This is a genomic window from Xanthomonas sp. LMG 12461, assembly GCF_009192935.1.
GTDB classification, from domain to species: domain Bacteria; phylum Pseudomonadota; class Gammaproteobacteria; order Xanthomonadales; family Xanthomonadaceae; genus Xanthomonas_A; species Xanthomonas_A sontii.
This window is the reverse complement of sequence record NZ_NQYT01000038.1, coordinates 1-18,632: the sequence shown is the minus strand read 5'-3', so window position 1 is coordinate 18,632 and position 18,632 is coordinate 1. Positions and strand designations below refer to the sequence as shown.

Here is an 18,632-nt window from a genome sequence, read left to right as displayed (position 1 = left end):
CAGTTCGCCGTGCCACATCGTCCCATCCCGTATCGCCAACGTGAGGTCGCCATCGTGTCAGCGCCGGAAGCGTCGTCCCTGCAAGTCGTCAACAATTTCGTCGAAGTCCAGCATCTGCCGGAACTGCTGCGCGGTCGCGGCGGCTGGTCCTACGGCATCTATCCAGGATTGCTCGGCGACGCCGCGCCGTCCTGGCATATCCATCTGTGCGGCAGCCGCAAGGCGCACGAGCGCGCCATCCACGACGACGTCCTCGCGGCGACCCCGGGCATGGAGGCGCTCCACGAGGTCTGGACGCAGATCAAGGACAACCTCGCGCAGGACTACGGCCTGGTCCGCGCCTACGTGACCGGCCACACGCATGGACAGGACGGCGTGGCGCATCACTACGCCAAGCCGTCGGATCAGGAGCGTGTCGCCTTGCTCTATGCCAGCGCCGAATGGAAAGACGACTGGGCGGGTGAAACCGTGTTCTACGACACTGCGCGCGAGTGCATCTCGATCCGCCCGCGCCCTGGTCGGCTGGTGTTGTTCGACGGCGCCGTCACCCGTGCCTCGCGTGCCCCGGCGCGGGAGTGCCCGACGCTGTGCTCGACCATTACCTTCCATATGCGGCGTGTCCGGCGCTGATACCGACCCACCGGGAACATCCACCATGTCGTCTGCCTGCCTGCGCTGCATGTTGACCACGACCGCACTGCTGTCATGCGCCATGGCGCCCTGCATCGCCTCGGCGAGCGGTTTGGGCGGCACGCGTGCCGATCTTGGTGAACCGTTGCAGATCCCCATCGCCGATCCGGACGGACATCCCTGGACCTTGCAGGGACGGCTGTGCCGCCCTGTCGGTGTCCGCCGCCCGCGCGTCGTGGTCATCGCACACGGCTCACCGGCCAAGGCATCCGATCGACCCGGCATGACGCTGGAAACCTGCGATGGCGAATCGGCGCGCTGGTTCCTGCGACGCCACTACGCCGTGGCATTGGTCCTGCGCCTCGGCTACGGCGCCACCGGCGGTCCCTGGAGCGAGGGCTATGACGGCTGCGACCGCGCCGACTACGTCAAGGCCGGCTTGGAAACCGCACGCCAGCTCAAACGCATCGTGGACGTCCTGACCGCGCTGCCCGACTACAGCCCGACCGGCGCCGTCGTGGTCGGCCAGTCGGCGGGCGGCTGGGGCACGTTGGCGTACGAGACCCTGCCGCATCCCAACGTCGGCGCATTCGTCAACATGGCCGGCGGGCGCGGCGGCCACTTCCACGACCGGCCCAACAGCAACTGCCATCCTGACAGGCTGATCGCGGCAGCCACCACGTTCGGCCAACAGGCCACCACGCCGATGTTGTGGATCTACACGGCCAACGACAGCTTCTTCGGGCCTGAACTCGCCGCGTCGCTGCATCGCGCCTTCACCGAGGCAGGCGGCCATGCCGTCCTGGTGACGCCGGCCGCCTTCGGCGATGACGGTCACCACCTGTTCTTCGGCCACGGAGGTTCCACGATCTGGGGACCGGCCGTGGAGCGCTATCTCGGCTCGGTCGACGCTCCGGCGTCTCCCTGATCCGCCATCACCCACATCCTCCCATTCCCAGCAGGGCTGCACGATGACCATGCAATCGCTTCGGGACCTGATCCAGACCGTCGGCCTGCACACCAGCGCCGAGAACATCCCCCTCATCACCAAGAAGGGTGGCTCCTACCTCTGGCTGTTCGATCTGCGCCGGGTGTTCATGCGACGCGCTGCGCTTGAGCAGATCGCCGCAGCGTTCTGGGAGCGCAACGCCGCGCGCCCACCCTTCCAGCTCGGCGGCCTGGAAACCGCGGCAATCCCGCTGCTCACCGCGCTGCTGTTGACCGCCCCCAAAGAACGCGGCCCGGTCAACGGCTTCATCATTCGCAAGGATCGCAAGACCACGGGGATGGGCAACGCCATCGAGGGCGATGTGCTCGACCTGCCCATCGTGCTGGTCGACGACTCGCTCAATTCCGGCAACAGCGCTGAGAAGGCGCGTGCGGTGATTGCGGCGGCCGGACACGCGCTCGACGAGGTGTTCGTGGTGGTCGATTTCCTGTCCAAGGCCGGCATGCAGTGGCGCAAGACGCACGCGATCTCGGTGCAAACACTGTTCACGCTCAAGGATTTCGACCTGCCGCCGGAACAAAGCGCGCCGCCGCCCACCCAGGCGTATCGCGAACTGTGGCGGACGGCGACGCCGGGAGGCTTCGCCTTCCACGTGGTCCCCAAGTCCGCGCCGCTGCTGGTCGGCGACATGATCTACCGCGGCTGCGACGCCGCCAAGATGCAGGCGTTCTCCGCCGAGACCGGCGGGTTGGTCTGGGAATACCCGGTGACCGGTGCGGCGTACACCAAGAAGGGCATCTGGTCTTGCCCCGCCTACCATGACGGACGCCTGTACTTCGGCGCGTACAACGGCACCGTCTACTGCCTCAATGCGGCCAGCGGCGAGGAGATCTGGACACATCCGGACGGCGACTGGGTCGGGGCTTCGCCGCTGCTGGTGCCGCGCCACAAGCTGATGTACGTGGGCATCGAATATGTCCGCCCATGGGCGCAGGGCAGCCTCGCCGCCTATGCGATGGACACCGGCGAAAAGATCTGGGAGCACCAGGTGCAGAAGCTGCAGCACGGATCGCCCGGTTACTGGGAAGGCGGCGACCTGGTGATCTGGGGCAGCGCGGACCATGAGACGCTCGCGCTCGACGCCAGGACAGGACGCATCGCCTGGCGCTTCAAGACGCGGCGCTCGGTGAAGTACGCGCCGGCGGTGGACGAACGTCGCGGGCTGACCGCCTTCGCCTCGTTCGACAAGTCCATCTACGTGCTGGATGTCGCCACCGGCGAAAAGCGTGGCGAGTGGCAGACAGACGAAATCTGCTACACCACGCCGCTGTTCGCCGGCAACAAGCTGTTCTGTGGCTCGGGCGACCGCCATCTGTACGTGATCAACATCGACACGATGCAACTGATCAAGAAGATCAACCTGCGCTCGCGCGTGTACGCCTCGCCCAAGCGGATCGGCAACCGGGTGATCGTCGGCAGCAACGGCGGCCGCGTCGTCGAGATCGACATCGACACGCTCGAAACCGTGGGCGTGCTGCAGTTGCCCGACGCAGTGACCAACGGTGTCGCGATCTCGCCTGACGAACGGCGCATCTACGTGTCCACCTACATGAACCATCTCTATGCCTTTGAGCGCCTGAGCGACGTGCACGCGCAGTCCGCGTGCCCCGCCCTCGCCGCATCCTGACGTGCGGCACGCGTGAACGGGATCGGTCCACGCATGCGGCGCCTTCGTCGCGTACGCGGATCAGCCGAAGCGAGGACGGCCTCTTCCCCGCATACCTGTTCGAGGATCACCATGAGAACACTCGATATCATCGAAATCGACCTGGTCGCAGGCGGGACGCGCACATCGATCGGCGCACACCCGCTGTCCAGTTCGATCCACCATGCCAAGGCGCACAACAAGACCCACCACGCCAAGGCCAGGATCCATCACCACCACGCCGCGATGCACAAGTCCGCGACCATGCAGATGGCACGGATGGAAGAGGTCGAACCGATCGGTGAAGGCGGTGAGGGCGGCGAAGGCGGAGAGGGAGGGGAAGGCGGTGAAGGTGGCGAGGGAGGTGAAGGTGGCGAGGGAGGCGAAGGCGGTGAAGGCGGTGAAGGTGGTGAGGGAGGCGAAGGCGGCGAAGGCGATGGCAGCGGCGGTTACGACGACGGCGACGATGCCGACGGCAACGGCCCGGCCGATACCAGCATAGGCAGCAGCCATACGACGTCCGATGGCAGGACGGTCTCGATCACTTACCAGAACACCCAGGACGGCTCGAGCAGCAACAACCCGGTCACCTCCAAAATGGCCTCGACCCTGGGCTCGGTGCTCGACGGCGACCAGAGCGTCGACAGCATCGATATCTCGGCCACGACCAACGGCAGCCACAACCCCAATTCCGCCCACTACACGGGCAACGCCGTCGACATCAACATCATCAACGACGTCCATGTCGGGACGAGCGGCGAAGGCCTCCAGAACGCCCAGGCGCTGGAGAATGCGGCGATGGCCAATCCCAACGTGAGCTACGTGGAAGGCCCTGCGGGCAATTTCATCCGCTCCAGTCCCACCGCGGACTGGACCGCCGCCAGCCGCGAGACCGGCGACACCACCCACGTCCACATCAGCGTCTTCAAGTAACACGCACCCCACCCTCTCCCGGGCCGGCGCACGCCAGCCCGGGAGACAATCGCCCATCGGAGCTCTGCGTATGAAGTCTTTCTGGTTACCGCGCATCTGCATGACCCTGGCGCTCGCCGTCGCCGTGCAAGGATCGTCGCAGGCGAAGCAAGCCTCGTCTCACGCAGGCGGAGAACAGGCGATCGCCTATGTGCTGAAGAACGACATCGTCCTGTCGAGGCTGTTCGCGGACTGTCCTGCGCTGAAATTTGTTCGCACCGGCGCCGAAGGGAGCAACGCCTTCCTGATCGAAGGCAACTGCGACATCAAGAACAACCCGGAGGAGGATGCCGACTGCCCGTCCTATCACGTCCATGCGACCGGGACGATGGATACCCCGTCGCATTGGACGGTCCGCCGCCTGGAGCTGGCCTTGGTGTGCTCCAGCGAGGGGGCGACGACCACCCAGCAGATGTAGCCGCCGGATAGGCGCTGACGCCATTGCTGCAGGACGCAGTGCGGGGAACCGCACGGTGCCCGCTCCCGCGGTTCGCCCTGGTGTTGCAGCCCACGCGCGGCGCAGCGTGCGACATGGCGGCGTCGTCCTTGTCGCCTGGCGCAGCCGCATGCTCCACGTTTCTTGCGTTCGAACGCCTCCCCACGCGCAAGACCGGGCCTACGCCCTGCCCGCGCCCTGGGACGTGCCGCACGCAGCATGAACCGATCCGATCGTCGGCCACGCCGCGCGCAACGGATCAGCCGAAGCGGGAACGGCGCTTTTCCCGCACCTCTGTTCAAGGATCAACATGAGAACGCTCGATATCATCGAAATCGATATGGTTGCAGGCGGCACGCGCACATCCATCGGCGCGCATCCGTTGTCCAGTTCGATTCACCACGCCAAGGCGCACAAGAAAACCCACCACGCCAAAGCCAAGACCCATCACCATCACCACATGGCGATGCACAAGACTGCGACGGCCCAGATGGCCATCAGCGACGAAATCGCACCGGTCGAATCGGAGGGCGGTGGCGAGGGCGGTGAAGGCGGTGAAGGCGGTGAAGGAGGCGAAGGCGGTGAGGGAGGAGAAGGTGGCGAGGGTGGCGAGGGAGGCGAAGGCGGTGAAGGCGACGGTGGCGACGGTGATGGTGGCGACGGAGACGGCGACGGTGGCGACGGTGATGGCAGCGATGGCGACGGTGCCGGCAGCAACGACAAGCCCGCGACGTCCGCGTCGGCCAGCGGCACCACGGTGACCTATACCGCGGCCGATGGCACCACGCATGATGTCACCGGCACCCATCCCAACCGCGACAACAACCCGCTCGACATCCGCTCCGGCACGTTCGCGGACAATCACGGCACGCTCGGCGACGACCGCGGCTTTGCGATCTTCTCCAGCCCGCAAGCCGGTCTGGACGCCGCGGCGGCCAACATGGACCGCCTCAACAACAACGCCGGTGGCACCGCCACGCTGAGTGACCTCATCACCAGCTGGTCGCCGCCGAGCGAAAATCCGACCTCGGAGATGATCACCACGATCACCACCAATTCGGGCCTGAATCCGTCCGATCAGTGGTCATCGTTGAACAGCGACCAGCGCAACGCGTTCATCACCGCCTACGGGCACCGCGAAGGCTGGGATCCCAACAACCACTAATTCATCCTTGGGCGGGGCCGGGAGCGCTCCCGGCCTCGCCCACGCGCGATCCACCACCGGAGATGCCCCATGCCACACCGCTCCTTTTCGCTGTTCGGCATCCTTGTATTCGGCATGGCCGTCGCACAGGCCAACGCCACCGGCAACGACGCCGCTGCCTGTACCCGCGGGCTCCACCAGGCCTTCGCTGCCTCCAGTAATGCGTCCACCCTACCCGCTCCATGCACGCACATCGGCCCGGTCGCGCTTGGCATGCACAAGCAACAGGTCCTGGCCTTACTCGGCCAGCCTGACATCACCCGCGACGATGCCGAGCATCCGGACACGCTCAGCGTGATGTACCTGTACCCGCGCGATTTCAAAGCGCAACTGGCTCGGCATCCGCGTCCGGTTGGCACGCTCGTCTACAGTCAGCTGGCCTTACGCTTCCGTAATGACCGTGTCATCAACCTAATCGCCTTCGCCGATCTGAAAGTTCCCCTGCCCTTCGACCTGCTCGGCCAGCCGGTCGGCACCCACATCGATCGCCTCCTCCAGGCGATCGGTGGCAATGCGCAATGGAACGCCAGCCGAGACTATGTGCAGTTCGCCGCCATGCCGCTGGCCGTGGATGTGGATCCGGACACCTCGGCCATCGTCGGGCTGAACATCGCAGCCACCAAGGAGGACCTTTACAACTTCAGTCCGCTCGGCCTGGATCTCGTCAAGGACGCGAAAAGCGCTCTGGTCAACGGGGTGCGCTGAAGGCGCCGCCGCCCATGCTGAGGGACAGCCACCTCGACGCATCACCCGCACAGCCGCAGGTGGCCCAGCAGCAGGATCGGCCCATGGCCGAGCATCACGTCGATGCCGCGGGGCCGATTTGGGGAGGCGGCATCGCCTCCGCGGCGTGCGGCATCGCCGACAGGCGAACTGCCTAGACCGGCGATGAGGTGACCAAAACGCAAAGCCCCGCGTGAGCGGGGCCTTGCCTTGACGCATTGAAGGCGGTGATCGCTCAGTCGCCCTGCTGCTTCTGCAGGTGCTCCCAGCGCTCCTGCGCGTCGATGGTGCGCTCGGCGGTCAGGCGCGCCTCCAGGCGCTCCAGGCCGATTTCCTCGCCAGTGTCCACGCAGTAGCCGTAGTCGCCGGCGTCCAGGCGCTTGAGCGTGCTGTCGATCTTGCCGATCAGCTTGCGGTAGCGGTCGCGGGTCCGCAGTTCCAGCGAGTTCTCGGTTTCGCGAGTGGCGCGCTCGGCTTCGTCGCCGATGTCGCGGACCTCGTCGCGCAGGTTCTCGATGGTCTGCTTGGATTCCTCGACCAGATCGGCGCGCCAGGTGAGCAGGCGCTGGCGGAAGTACTCCTGCTGCAGCGCGCTCATGTACTCCTCGTCGGCCGCCGGCTTGTAGCCCTTGGGCAGGATCGGGCGGCCGGTGGCCTCGTCGGTCTTGTACTCGACCACCTTGTACTTGGCCGGCTTGACCGGGGTGTTGGACTTGGCGGTCACGGCCACGGCGACCTTGCCGGTGGGCTTGGCGACCGGCGCCTTCGGGGTGGATTCGGACTTGGTGGGGGTTTTCGCGGAGGATTTCGAAACGGACACGGGATTCTTTTGTGGCGGGGTCGACGGCGCGGCGGACTTGGCGGCAACGGGCTTGGAGGCCGGTGCTGCGGCAGGCGCGGCGGGCTTGACCGGGACAGGCTTGGCCGCAGCCGGCTTGGGCGCCGACTTCGGTACGGAGGTGGTCACCGCAGGTGCGACAGAGGCGGTGGCCGGTTTGGATTTGGCGGGAGCGGCCGCGGTCTTGGCCACTGGCGTCTTCGCTGCCGGCTTGGCGGCGGGCGCTGGCTTGACGGCGGCCTTGGCCGGGGCGACCGGCTTGGCAGTCGCCTTCTTGGCCGGGGCCCTCTTGGCAGGAGCGGACTTGGCCGGCGCCGCAGCGACCGGCTTGGCCGCCGGCTTCTTGGCCACGGCCTTGCTGGCCGATTTGGCCGGCGCGGCCTTGGCTGCCGACTTCGCAGGCGCGGCTTTCTTCAGCGGTTTGCTGGCGGCGGACACCGTCGCTTTCTTGGCGACGGGCTTGGCAGGCTTCTTGGCGGCCTGGACGGCCTTCTTTGCAGGTTTTTTAGCAGCCACGAACGCTCTTCCTTGGTCTTCCCGGGGCCCGGGAAAGCGGGCCTTTATAGCCTACCCTACCCCCCGCGGCAACAACGCGGCGTATACGCCGAGCGACCCGCCTAGTCCAGCACAGTGGCATATCATGGTGATGTGATCGCCCGCGCTCTCATCGCCCTGCTGCGCCTGTACCAGCGCTTCATCAGCCCGCTGCTGGGACCGCGCTGTCGTTTCGTGCCCAGTTGCTCGGCGTATGCGGTGACCGCCATCGCCCGTTTCGGCGCATTGCGCGGCGGCTGGATGGCCGCCCGCCGCGTCGGCCGCTGCCACCCCTTCCATCCTGGCGGGTTCGACCCGGTGCCCGACCCCACGGCGCCGCCACCCTGCCGCTGCCAAGGAAAACACTGATGTCCGCTTCCACATTGATCGTCAACGCGCGCCTGGTCAACGAAGGCCGCGAAACCCAGGGCGACCTGCGCATCGCCGACGGCCGCATCGCCGCGATCGCCCCGCAGCTGGCCGCGCGCGAGGGCGAGACCGTGGTCGATGCCGCCGGCCGCTGGCTGCTGCCCGGCATGATCGACGACCAAGTGCACTTCCGCGAACCCGGCCTGACCCACAAGGGCGACATCGCCACCGAATCGGCGGCGGCGGTGGCCGGCGGCCTGACCAGCTTCATGGACATGCCCAACACCAACCCGCCCACGCTCGACGCCGCCGCGCTGCAGGCCAAGTACGACGCCGCGCGCGGCCGCGCCTGGGGCAACTACGGCTTCTACCTGGGCGCCAGCAACGACAACCTGGCCGCGATCCAGACCCTGGACCCGAAGACCGCGCCCGGCATCAAGGTGTTCATGGGCGCCTCCACCGGCAACATGCTGGTCGACAACCCGCAGACCCTGGACGCGATCTTCCGCGACGCGCCGACGCCGATCATCACCCACTGCGAAGACACCCCGACCATCGACGCGACCCTGGCCGCGTTCAAGGAAAAGTATGGCGAGGCGCTGACCCCGGACATGCACCCGGACATCCGCTCGCGCGAGGCCTGCCTGAAGTCCTCGCAGCTGGCGGTGTCGCTGGCGAAGAAGCACGGCACCCGCCTGCACGTGCTGCACATCTCCACCGCCGACGAGCTGGCGCTGTTCACCCCCGGCCCGATCCAGGGCAAGCGCATCACCGCCGAGACCTGCATCCATTTCCTGCGCTTCGACCGCGCCGACTACGCCACGCTCGGCAACCTGATCAAGTGCAACCCGGCGATCAAGGACGCCAGCGACCGCGAGGCGCTGATCCGCGCGATCGCCGAGGACGTGATCGACGTGCTCGCCACCGACCACGCCCCGCACACCTGGGAAGAGAAGAGCAAGCCGTACGCGCAGGCGCCGTCGGGCCTGCCGCTGGTGCAGTACGCGCTTGTCGCGGCGCTGGAGTTGGTCCACGAGGGCCGGCTCAGCGTGGCCCAGGTGGTGCACAAGTTCGCGCACGCGCCGGCCCTGCTGTTCGACGTGCACGAACGCGGCTTCCTGCGCGAGGGCTACCACGCCGACCTGGTGCTGATCGACGACACCGCGTTCACCGTGCGCCGCGAGGACGTGCTGTCCAAGTGCGGCTGGTCGCCGTTCGAAGGCCGCAGCTTCCGCTCCAGGATCGCCGCGACCTGGATCAACGGCGTGCTGGCCTGGGATGGAACCCGTCTGGTCGGCAGTCCCAACGGGCAGCGCCTGGCGTTCGACCGCTGATGCGCGGCGCCCTGGTGTCCGGCGCCGCATTGGCGCTGGTCCTGCTGACCGCACCGGTCGCCCCGGCGCTGCACGCACAGACGCCGGCCGCGGCCGGCGCCGAGGCGCGCAGCGTGTTCCCGCGCAGCGCCTCGCAGGGCGCGCTGGTGATCGGCAAGGTCGCGCCCGGCAGCCGCGTGCAGTACGCCGGACGCACCCTGCGAGTCAGCGACTACGGCAGCGTGGTGTTCGGCATCGGCCGCGACGAGCGCGGCCCGCTGCGCATCGCCGTGCAGCGCCCGGATGGCGGGACTGAGACGATCGAGATCGCGGTGACGCCGCGCGACTGGCCGCTGGAACAGGTCAACGGGGTGCCGCCGAAGACGGTGAACCCGCCGCCGGCGATCGCCGAGCGGATCAAGCGCGAACAGGCCCAGGTCACCGCCGCGCGCGACCGCGACGACCCGCGCACCGATTTCGCCGCACCCTTCATCTGGCCGGTGCAGGGCCGCATCAGCGGCCGCTTCGGCAATGCCCGGGTCTACAACGGCCAGCCCGGCGCCGGGCATTCGGGCATGGACATCGCCGTGCCCACCGGCACCCCGGTCAAGGCCCCGGCCGCCGGCGTCATCACCTTCGCCGCTCCCGACCTGTACCTGACCGGCGGCACCGTGCTGCTGGATCACGGCTACGGCGTCAGTTCCAACTTCCTGCACCTGTCGCGGATCGACGTCAAAGTCGGCGACCGCATCGCCCAGGGCCAGGTGATCGGCGCAGTGGGTGCCACGGGTCGTGCGACCGGGCCGCATCTGCATTGGGGGATGAATTGGTTCGATGTGCGCATCGATCCACTGTTGGTACTGGAGCGGACAAAGCAGCAGTAAAGGGCTGGTGGGTCAGGTGCGTTGGCGCGCGGCGGCGCGTTCCTCATCCGGGTCGCCGACACATTCGTTTGGCGCGGTTCGATGTGCGCATCGATCCGTTGTTGGTGCTGGAGCGGACAAAGCAGCCTTGAAGCGCTGGCGTGTCAGGTTCACTGACGCGCGGCGGCGCGTTCATCATCTGGGTGGCCGATGCGTTCGCCTGGCGCGGTTCGACGCAAGCATCGATCCCTTGCTTGATGCTGAAACGCGCGCAAAAGCAGCGAAACGCGAGCTAGTCAGGGCTTGCCGTCGCTCCGCGATAGATTCCTATGACCTCATCAACAACGACGGATAAGGAACGCTCCCGAACCGGAGCATCCTAAGTCACGAGGCCCACCTGCACAGCACACGACCAACCCTGAGCAACCATTCAAACCAAGCACACCGCCATACCCGATCAGCGAAGGGACTTCCTCTTACGCCCAAGCAAATCGAGGATTCCAACGACGCACATGGTCGCAAGCCCGTCCCCTTGCGGATACCCAGGATTCAATCTCCTGAACTCCAAGGCATAAGGATCCCTCTCGGCATCTGGTATGAAATCGATCGCCTCGCGCAGGATCACGCCAAGATTCCTGACAGTACAGCTATCGGCATCCCATTTTTCCTTGTAAACCTCGGAAAAGATCGCGCTCATCAGAGCTTTCATGTCAGGAGGCGTCGTCACAAAAGGGCTTGGCCAAGCATTCCTCAACCTTCCGACGAAAGACCTGTAGCCACGCCAATTTCCGAATACGGCGCAAAACACCACACTTGAAAAAGGACTCTTTGCTTTTTCAATAAAGTAATTGTAGATCGTATATTTTCGTATCAAGTCGCGACCACGAGCCACTGGATCGAACACCGTGCCTGGAATAATTACAACATAGCTCTTGCCATTCACCTCCAGCCGCTTGATGACCAGGGTTCCAATAGCGACAATAGCCCCACCCTTATCCCGCCCTATGACAACTTTCTGCAATTTTCGCAAAGACTGCAATATATCTTTCCTTGACCGCCTCAAGTCGTACTTCTTCATGAAATCGCAGTAACCGAGAATCTCCGCCCTGTTTAAATCCTTTATTTTCTTTGTTTCAAGCTTTAACCGCATAAAATCCCCATCGAAGTTCAGCGCGATGCAACATCGACCAGAAACGCGCACCGATGCGGAGCGCTATTTGATTAGACGCGCATCACATCCAGGCAACATTCAAGCAGCAGTCGGAACGAAGCTTTAGGCATGTAGCTTCCCACAGATTGCATCATGTGGCTGGTTGCAACGAACCGCATGCCGGTCGCCTCGGCAGTCGAATTGCCCCTTTTGGAGCCATAGGTCGTTTGCTCGCGCAGAAAGGCAATACAGCGCATATCCGAAGACATACCAACAGGGTTCCGCCCTGCCCAACTTGCCTTGCCTTCGAATCAAACTCGGCCAGCACACCGATCGTGATGGAGACCCACAGATCGATAACTGCGCGTACTCTAAGGCGTCACAGACGACCAATCGCTGTCTAGGATAGCTCCGCAGCATCGCCATGGGCGCCGCCGTGCAGAAAATTGATACCGGTGTCATACCCGTTGTGAGCGGCTTCACCTATAAACCCAGGGAATCCTATCGTCATGACTAATGTGCTATGGATGAAGACCTTGGCGACGCTGGCGCTGGCGGCCGGGGTCGTCACCGATGCCCCGGCGCTGACCGGAACCGCGTCGCGCCCGCAACTGACCAGCAGCGAGGCGGCCAACCAGACCGTCGCCCGCCACCTGGCCCAGGCCGGACCGATCGGCGCGCTGGTCACCGACAACTGGGATCCAAGCGCCGGCGTCGCGCTGCTGCAGGCCGACTACGCGGTGGCCGCCGACGGCAGCACCCGCTACCGCACCGTGCAGGCCGCGGTGGACGCCGCGGTCGCCGCCGGCGGCAGCATGCGCCGCTACATCAGCGTGGCGCCGGGCACCTACACCGAAGTGGTGTGCGTGCCCGCCGCGGCGCCGCCGCTCACGCTGTTCGGCCTCGGCGGCAGCCCGGCCAGCACCACGATCCGTTTCGACAACGCCAACCCCACCCCGAAGCCTACCGGCAGCGCCACCCATCCGTGCGCCAGCAACGCCGCCAGCAGCACCGTCGGCACCTCCGACAGCGGCACCGTCACCGTGCGCGCGGCGCAGTTCCAGGCGCGCAACCTGGCGATCGTCAACAGCTATGTCGAGGGCACCTACAGCGGCAGCAACCAGTCGGCGGTGGCGCTGGCGTTGCGCGGCGACAAGGCAGTGCTGGAGAACGTGGTGCTGACCGGCAACCAGGACACCCTGCTGGTCAGCGCCGGCAGCGCCAACACGGTGATCCGCGCCTATTTCAAGGGCGGCACCATCGAGGGCGACACCGACTTCATCTTCGGCTCGGGCGTGGCGGTGTTCGCCGGCAGCACCATCCGCTACACCGCCGCGCGCCGCGGCGCCAACGATGGCGGTGTGATCTTCGCGCCCAGCACCCGCCCGGTCAGCAGCTACGGCTTCCTGGCGATCGGCAGCACCTTCGATGCGGTCGGCAATCCGGGCAGCGGCACGGTGTGGCTGGGCCGGGCCTGGGACGAGAGCGTGGGCAGCCTGTCCAACTACGTCGACGGCACCTCGCCCAACGGCAAGGTGGTGATCCGCGACTCGACGCTGGGCGGGCACATCCGCAAGAGCGCGCCATGGAACGCCTCGACCATCGGCCGGCCGTACTGCAGCAGCAACTGCAGCAATTCGGCCAATCGCTTCTACGAGTACGCCAACAGCGGCGCCGGCAGCGCGCCCTGAGGCATGCCGGCGCGGAGGGCGGGCGGGCTCAGCCCAGCCCGGCCCACCAGGCGCGCCACAGCGTCGCCATCTGTCCCGGCGGCCTGGGCATGGCGGCCGCCTGCTGCACCATCCGCGCACGCGCCAGCGCCGACAGGATGCGCCGCGGACGCGGCCCGCGCACGCGGCGCGGCCACGGCTTCAACAATGCCTGCGCCCAGCGCTGGCGCTGCTGCGCCTCATCGCCGCCGCGCAGCGCCAGCGGCGCGGTGGCGGCGCCGCCCTCGACCAGGCGCTGCGCCAGCACCTGCAGCGCGACCGGCACCACGGCGCCCTCGGCCGAGGCCTCGAACAACGCGCGCTCGACCGCGACCACCGCCTGCGCGAACGGCTCCAGCCGCTCCAGCGCATGCGCGGTGTCGGCCGCGGCCGCGCGCGACTGCGGCAGGCTCGGCAAGGCCTCGGCCAGTTGTGTCCACGGCGCCGCCACAGGCTCCAGCACCCGGCCCAGCGGATGCCGCGAACGCTGCCCGGCCCAACTGCGCAGTTCCTCGCCCCACCACGCCAGCTTGGCGTCGGCCGGCAGCGGGTCGCCGGCGATGTTGAGGATGTCGTCGAACTCCTGCAGCAGGGCGAACCAGGCCACGGTGCGGGCGCGCTGCGGCGCCGGCACGAACGCCTCGGCCACGGCCCATTCCGGCCAGCGGCGACGCCATTTGTCGAGGAAGGCATCCAGGGCGGACGAACTGCTCATGCGATCGGTGGATCCGGATTCAGGCGCGCGCGCCGACGGCATCGCGCAATGGGAGAGTGAGCGCGGCTGCCGCGCAGAACGCGCAGTGTACGTGCGCGACCGGTGGATGCCGAGCGGCGTCGGCGTGCAAGCCGCGACACGGCGGTCGTGCATCACCGCGAACGCGGCGACAGCACCGGTTTCAGGACGCGGCTGCGCTGACCGGCCAAGCCGCGGCGTCGTACAGCTCGGCCGGCGCCGCGACCATCGCGTCGGCGCGCCAGGCCAGCGGATCGTCCTCGTCCAGCCGGTAACCCCACAGCACCGCCACCGACGCCATGCCGGCGGCACGTGCGGCCAAGATGTCGCGTTCGTCGTCGCCGACGTAGACCACTTCCTGCGGCGCCACGCCCAGGCGCTGCGCGGCGACCTGCAGCGGCAGCGGATGCGGCTTGCGCTCGGGCAGCGTGTCGCCGCCGATCAGCACCGTGCAGCGCTGCTCCCACTGCAACTGCGGCAGGATCAACCGCGCCAGCGCCTCGGGCTTGTTGGTGACGATGCCCCACACGCTGCCGGCCTCTTCCAGGCGTTGCAGCAGTTCCGGGATGCCGTCGAACGGCTGCGAATGGCGCCCGATCAGCGCCTCGTAGTGGCGCAGGAATGCCGGAATCAGCGCATCGTGCTGCGCGGCGGGCAGATCCGGAAAGGCGACGCCGAGCATCGCCCGCGAGCCTTTCGACACCACCGGCCGCAACTGCGCCAGGTCGAGCGCAGGACGCCCATGCTCGGCCAGCAGCGCATTGGCCGCGGCCAGCAGATCCGGCGCACTGTCCAGCAGCGTGCCATCCAGATCGAACAGCACCACCGGCGGGTAACCCCGCCGCGGCAGCGGCGCTTCCCTATTCCCCATTCCCGATTCCCGGCTTTACAGCACACGCCAGGTAATTGACCTCGGTGCGCGAGGACAGCCGCGCGCGATTGCGCCACGGCTCGTAAGCCAGGCCGCTGACGTCGCGCAGCTGCAGTTCGGCCTGGCGCAACCAGGCGGCCAGCTCCGCCGGCTTGATGAAATCCTGGTAGCGGTGGGTGCCGGTGGGCAGCAGCCGCGCCACGTATTCGGCACCGACGATGGCCAGGGCGAACGCGGCCGGGGTGCGGTTGAGGGTGGACAGGAACAGCTGTCCGCCCGGCTTGAGCAGGGTCGCGCAGGCGCGCACGATCGCCGCCGGATCGGGCACGTGCTCGAGCATCTCCATGCAGGTGATGGCGTCGAAGCTGCCCGGTTGTGCGGCCGCCAGGTCCTCGACCGACTGCACGCGGTAGTCGACCTCGACCCCGGATTCGAACTGGTGCAGCCGCGCAACCTTGATCAGCTCCGGTGCCAGGTCGATCGCGGTGACCTGCGCGCCCTCCTTGGCCAGCGCCTCGCTGAGCAGGCCGCCGCCGCACCCCACGTCCAGCACCGTCGCCCCGCGCAGCGGCAGGCGCTCGGCGACGTAGCGCAGACGCACAGGATTGAGCGCATGCAGCGGCTTCTGCGGGCCGTCGGCATCCCACCAGCGGGTGGCCAGGGCGCCGAACTTGTCCAGTTCGGCCTGATCGAAATTGGCGGAGGCGTTGGCGGCGGAAGCGGTCATGGCGAACTCTCGTTGGGGCCGCGCGCGCGGCGCGGCACGGCGAACATAGCGGATCAGGCGTGGATGCTGCGGATACGTTCGCGCCACTGCCGCGCATTGGCGACCAGCGCATCGACGTCCATGTCCACCAGCACGCGCTGGCTGAGCTTGGGCTGGCCGGCGATCCACACGTCGCTGACCTGCTGCCGGCCGGTGGCGTACACCAGTTGCGACAGCACGTTGTGCAGCGGCTGGGTCTCCAGCGCCGACAGGTCCACGCAGATCAGGTCGGCCTGCTTGCCCGGCTCGATCGAGCCGATGGTCTCGCCGAAGCCCAGCGCGCGCGCGCCGCCCAGGGTGGCCGCGCGCAGCGTGCTGGCCGCGTCCAGCGCGGTGGCGTCGTTGGCCACCGCCTTGGCCAGGATCGCCGCGGTGCGGTTCTCGCTGAACATGTCCAGGTCGTTGTTGCTGGCGCAGCCGTCGGTGCCGATCGCCAGGTTCACCCCCGCCCGCTGCAGCGCGCAGGCCGGGCAGAAGCCGGAGGCGAGCTTGAGGTTGGATTCGGGGCAATGCACCACGCTGACCCCGCGCTCGGCGCACAGGTGGATCTCGGCGTCGGTGAGCTGGGTCATGTGCACCGCGATCAGGCGGTCGTTGACCAGGCCCAGCCGGTCCAGCCGCGCCAGCGGGCGCTGCCCGTACTGCTTCAGCGAGTCGGCGATTTCCTGCGCGGTCTCGTGGGTGTGCAGGTGCACCGGCACCTCGAGCTGGTCGGACAGCATCCGCACCCGCTCGAAGTTGGCGTCGTTGACCGTGTACGGCGCATGCGGGGCGAAGGCGATGCCGACCAGCGGATCGTCGCGCCACTGGTCGTGCACCTCGCAGGCGCGGGCGAAGTACTCGTCCGAGGTCTTGGCCCAGGCGGTCGGGAAATCGATGATCACCGTGCCGACCCGCGCGCGGAAGCCGTGCTGCTTGTACACCGCGGCCTGCACGTCGGCGAAGAAGTAGTTCTCGTTGGCGCAGGTGGTACCGCCGCGCAGCATCTCGGCGATGGCCAGCGCAGTGCCGTCGGCGACGAACTCCGGGCCGATCACCGCGGTCTCCACCGGCCAGATGTGCTGCTGCAGCCACACCATCAGCGGCAGGTCGTCGGCGATGCCGCGCAGCAGGGTCATCGGGTTGTGGGTATGCGCGTTGACCAGCCCCGGCAGTAGCGCCGCGTCCGGACGCGAGACGGTGCGCGCGGGGGCGAAGCGCGTGCGCGCCTCGGCCGTGGGCAGCACCGCCACGATCTCGCTGCCGCGCACCGCCACCGCGTGGTCTTCCAGCACCACCGCATGCGGTTCGATCGGGACCACGTAGCCGGCTTCGATCAGCAGGTCGCAGGATTCGGGTATGGAGGTCATCGCAGGGACTCTGGAAAAGGGAGGGTCACGGTGCCGGTGCCGCCTGGGCCTGGCGGATGCGCCGCTGGTACACGCGCATCACCCCCCACTGCAGCAGGAAGACCGCCAGGAAGCCGAAGCGGCCCAGCCACGGTGCCACCATGCCCACGGGGATGCATAACGCGAACACCACCGGCGAGACCGCCGCGCGCAGCTTCATCGCCTGCGCCTGCAGCGGGCCCAGCCGCTGCGCCAGGCCTTCCTTGCGCACCGCATAGGCATGCAGCCAGTACCCGGCCAGGCCGATCGCCGCCAGATGCGCGCAGTACACCGAGAACGCCTCGTGGCTGCCGAAATAGTCCGAGTACAGCGCGGTGGAGAACGGCAGCAGGCCGATCAGCAGCAACTGCAGCACGTTGAGCCAGATCAGCCGGTCGTCGAACTGGCGGATGTGCCGGCACAGCTGCAGGTGCGACTTCCAGAACAGCGCGGTGACCAGAAAGCTGACCGCAAAGCCGATGAACAGCGGCAGCATCCGGTGCAGGGCGGCGAGGATGCCGCCGGCCGCCGCGACCTCGGCGTGTCCGGGCACCTTGATTTCCACCGCCAGCAGGGTGATGGCGATGGCGAAGACCGCATCGCTGAAGAACACGACGCGGTCGTGCGGGTACTTGCTGTCGGCGCTGTCGGCGTGGCTGGTCGTCACGGGCGTTTCCTGGGAGCGAGGTGGTCCATCACCGCCGCACGGCGATCCGGCGCATGGCGCTGCCTGGCCGCCGCACGCCAGCGCGTGCGCATGCCCGCGGCCGGCGGCGGCCGCGGGCATGCCGACTTACTTGACGCGCGAAACGTATTCGCCCGAACGCGTATCGACGCGGATCACTTCTTCCTGGCCGACGAACAGCGGCACGCGCACCACCGCACCGGTCTCCAGGGTCGCCGGCTTGCCGCCGCCGCCGGAGGTATCGCCGCGCACGCCCGGGTCGGTCTCGACGATCTTCAGTTCGACGAAGTTCGGCGGGGTGACCTGGATCGGCGTGCCGTTCCACAGCGTCACCACGCAATCCTCCTCGCCCTTGATCCACTTGGCGGCGTCGCCGACGCCGGCCTTGTCGGCCTGCACCTGCTCGAAGGTTTCCTGCTGCATGAAGTGCCAGTACTCGCCGTCGCTGTACAGGTACTGCATGTCGGTGTCGACCACGTCGGCCGCTTCCACGCTGTCGGTCGCCTTCATGGTCATTTCGACCACGCGCCCGGACTTGATGAAGCGGTACTTGACGCGGGTGAACGCCTGGCCCTTGCCGGGCTTGACGTATTCGGTATCGGTGATGATCGCAGGCTCGCTGTTGACCAGGATCTTCATCCCGTTCTTGACGTCGTTCATGCCGTAGCTGGCCATCTGAAACTCCTCGGGTAAGGCAAACCCGCCGCGTTCGGCGGCCGGCCGGATAGAATGGAAGCTCCGCCGCAACGGCGGGCGCTCGTGTGATGACCGCCTATGATAACCGCAGCCCCCCGCCCGATGCAGCCGTCCCCGCC

At 67.2% G+C, this 18,632-nt stretch carries 19 protein-coding genes; 11 read left to right on the top strand and 8 right to left on the bottom strand.

The window, feature by feature from the left end; genetic code table 11:
• Positions 1-9: 9 nt before the first annotated feature.
• The 7 genes from CEK68_RS10770 to CEK68_RS10740 all read left to right on the top strand — a co-directional run bounded on the left by CEK68_RS10770 (position 10) and on the right by CEK68_RS10740 (position 6,601).
• Entirely contained in the window at positions 10-630 is a 621-nt protein-coding gene (locus CEK68_RS10770; protein WP_226977843.1) for a hypothetical protein, read from the top strand.
• 49 nt (positions 631-679) lie between these two features.
• A complete protein-coding gene (locus CEK68_RS10765) occupies positions 680-1,558 on the top strand; it encodes a hypothetical protein (protein ID WP_226977842.1) in 879 nt (292 codons plus the stop codon).
• Positions 1,458-3,266: a PQQ-binding-like beta-propeller repeat protein gene (locus CEK68_RS10760; protein ID WP_226977841.1), complete on the top strand. Its 1,809-nt coding sequence runs from the start codon at positions 1,458-1,460 to the stop codon at positions 3,264-3,266. Before CEK68_RS10765 ends, CEK68_RS10760 begins: the two co-directional genes overlap by 101 nt.
• Positions 3,267-3,377: 111 nt before the next feature.
• Positions 3,378-4,217, top strand: a complete 840-nt coding sequence (locus CEK68_RS21225; RefSeq protein WP_051067633.1) for a hypothetical protein — start codon at positions 3,378-3,380, stop codon at positions 4,215-4,217.
• Positions 4,218-4,287: 70 nt separating this feature from the next.
• On the top strand, positions 4,288-4,674 hold the full coding sequence (locus CEK68_RS10750) for a hypothetical protein (RefSeq protein ID WP_017909791.1): 387 nt from the start codon (positions 4,288-4,290) through the stop codon (positions 4,672-4,674).
• Between the two features lie 328 nt (positions 4,675-5,002).
• The gene (locus tag CEK68_RS10745; protein ID WP_152239352.1) at positions 5,003-5,857 is read left to right on the top strand and encodes a hypothetical protein; all 855 of its coding nucleotides are present in this window, start codon (positions 5,003-5,005) and stop codon (positions 5,855-5,857) included.
• Between the two features lie 69 nt (positions 5,858-5,926).
• Positions 5,927-6,601, top strand: coding sequence for a hypothetical protein (locus CEK68_RS10740; protein WP_026144025.1), 675 nt, complete (start codon positions 5,927-5,929; stop codon positions 6,599-6,601).
• A 253-nt stretch (positions 6,602-6,854) separates the two neighbouring features.
• On the opposite strand, the gene dksA is transcribed toward CEK68_RS10740, so the two are convergent.
• Positions 6,855-7,973, bottom strand: coding sequence for an RNA polymerase-binding protein DksA (gene dksA / locus CEK68_RS10735; RefSeq protein WP_152239351.1), 1,119 nt, complete (start codon positions 7,971-7,973; stop codon positions 6,855-6,857).
• A 114-nt stretch (positions 7,974-8,087) separates the two neighbouring features.
• Between dksA and yidD the strand changes: the two genes are divergently transcribed.
• From yidD to CEK68_RS10720, 3 genes are read left to right on the top strand one after another with little or no spacing between them, the layout of a single operon-like run.
• Complete coding sequence (yidD, locus tag CEK68_RS10730) at positions 8,088-8,360, top strand: membrane protein insertion efficiency factor YidD (RefSeq protein ID WP_026144024.1); 273 nt, start codon at positions 8,088-8,090, stop codon at positions 8,358-8,360.
• A complete protein-coding gene (locus CEK68_RS10725) occupies positions 8,360-9,694 on the top strand; it encodes a dihydroorotase (protein ID WP_152239350.1) in 1,335 nt (444 codons plus the stop codon). Before yidD ends, CEK68_RS10725 begins: the two co-directional genes overlap by 1 nt.
• Complete coding sequence (locus CEK68_RS10720; RefSeq protein ID WP_193314167.1) at positions 9,694-10,557, top strand: M23 family metallopeptidase; 864 nt, start codon at positions 9,694-9,696, stop codon at positions 10,555-10,557. Before CEK68_RS10725 ends, CEK68_RS10720 begins: the two co-directional genes overlap by 1 nt.
• A gap of 436 nt (positions 10,558-10,993) precedes the next feature.
• On the opposite strand, the gene CEK68_RS10715 is transcribed toward CEK68_RS10720, so the two are convergent.
• Positions 10,994-11,614 carry a hypothetical protein gene (locus CEK68_RS10715; protein ID WP_152182315.1) on the bottom strand — a complete coding sequence of 207 codons (621 nt, stop codon included), beginning with the start codon at positions 11,612-11,614 and terminating at the stop codon, positions 10,994-10,996.
• A gap of 599 nt (positions 11,615-12,213) precedes the next feature.
• Here CEK68_RS10715 and CEK68_RS10710 point away from each other — a divergent pair.
• Complete coding sequence (locus tag CEK68_RS10710; protein WP_226977847.1) at positions 12,214-13,377, top strand: putative acyl-CoA thioester hydrolase; 1,164 nt, start codon at positions 12,214-12,216, stop codon at positions 13,375-13,377.
• Between the two features lie 28 nt (positions 13,378-13,405).
• Here the strand turns inward: CEK68_RS10710 and CEK68_RS10705 are convergent, their stop codons facing one another.
• The 6 genes from CEK68_RS10705 to efp all read right to left on the bottom strand — a co-directional run bounded on the left by CEK68_RS10705 (position 13,406) and on the right by efp (position 18,492).
• Positions 13,406-14,110, bottom strand: a complete 705-nt coding sequence (locus CEK68_RS10705) for a phytoene/squalene synthase family protein (RefSeq protein ID WP_152239348.1) — start codon at positions 14,108-14,110, stop codon at positions 13,406-13,408.
• Positions 14,111-14,291: 181 nt separating this feature from the next.
• The gene (locus tag CEK68_RS10700; RefSeq protein WP_152239347.1) at positions 14,292-14,999 is read right to left on the bottom strand and encodes a phosphoglycolate phosphatase; all 708 of its coding nucleotides are present in this window, start codon (positions 14,997-14,999) and stop codon (positions 14,292-14,294) included.
• Positions 14,989-15,726, bottom strand: coding sequence for a bifunctional 2-polyprenyl-6-hydroxyphenol methylase/3-demethylubiquinol 3-O-methyltransferase UbiG (gene ubiG, locus CEK68_RS10695; RefSeq protein ID WP_150411436.1), 738 nt, complete (start codon positions 15,724-15,726; stop codon positions 14,989-14,991). The genes CEK68_RS10700 and ubiG overlap by 11 nt, the downstream gene beginning before the upstream one ends.
• Before the next feature lie 53 nt (positions 15,727-15,779).
• The gene (locus CEK68_RS10690) at positions 15,780-17,114 is read right to left on the bottom strand and encodes a TRZ/ATZ family hydrolase (protein WP_152239346.1); all 1,335 of its coding nucleotides are present in this window, start codon (positions 17,112-17,114) and stop codon (positions 15,780-15,782) included.
• Positions 17,115-17,139: 25 nt separating this feature from the next.
• On the bottom strand, positions 17,140-17,799 hold the full coding sequence (locus CEK68_RS10685; RefSeq protein WP_017917629.1) for a TMEM175 family protein: 660 nt from the start codon (positions 17,797-17,799) through the stop codon (positions 17,140-17,142).
• Positions 17,800-17,925: 126 nt separating this feature from the next.
• Positions 17,926-18,492, bottom strand: a complete 567-nt coding sequence (gene efp, locus CEK68_RS10680) for an elongation factor P (RefSeq protein ID WP_010343528.1) — start codon at positions 18,490-18,492, stop codon at positions 17,926-17,928.
• Positions 18,493-18,632: the final 140 nt, after the last annotated feature.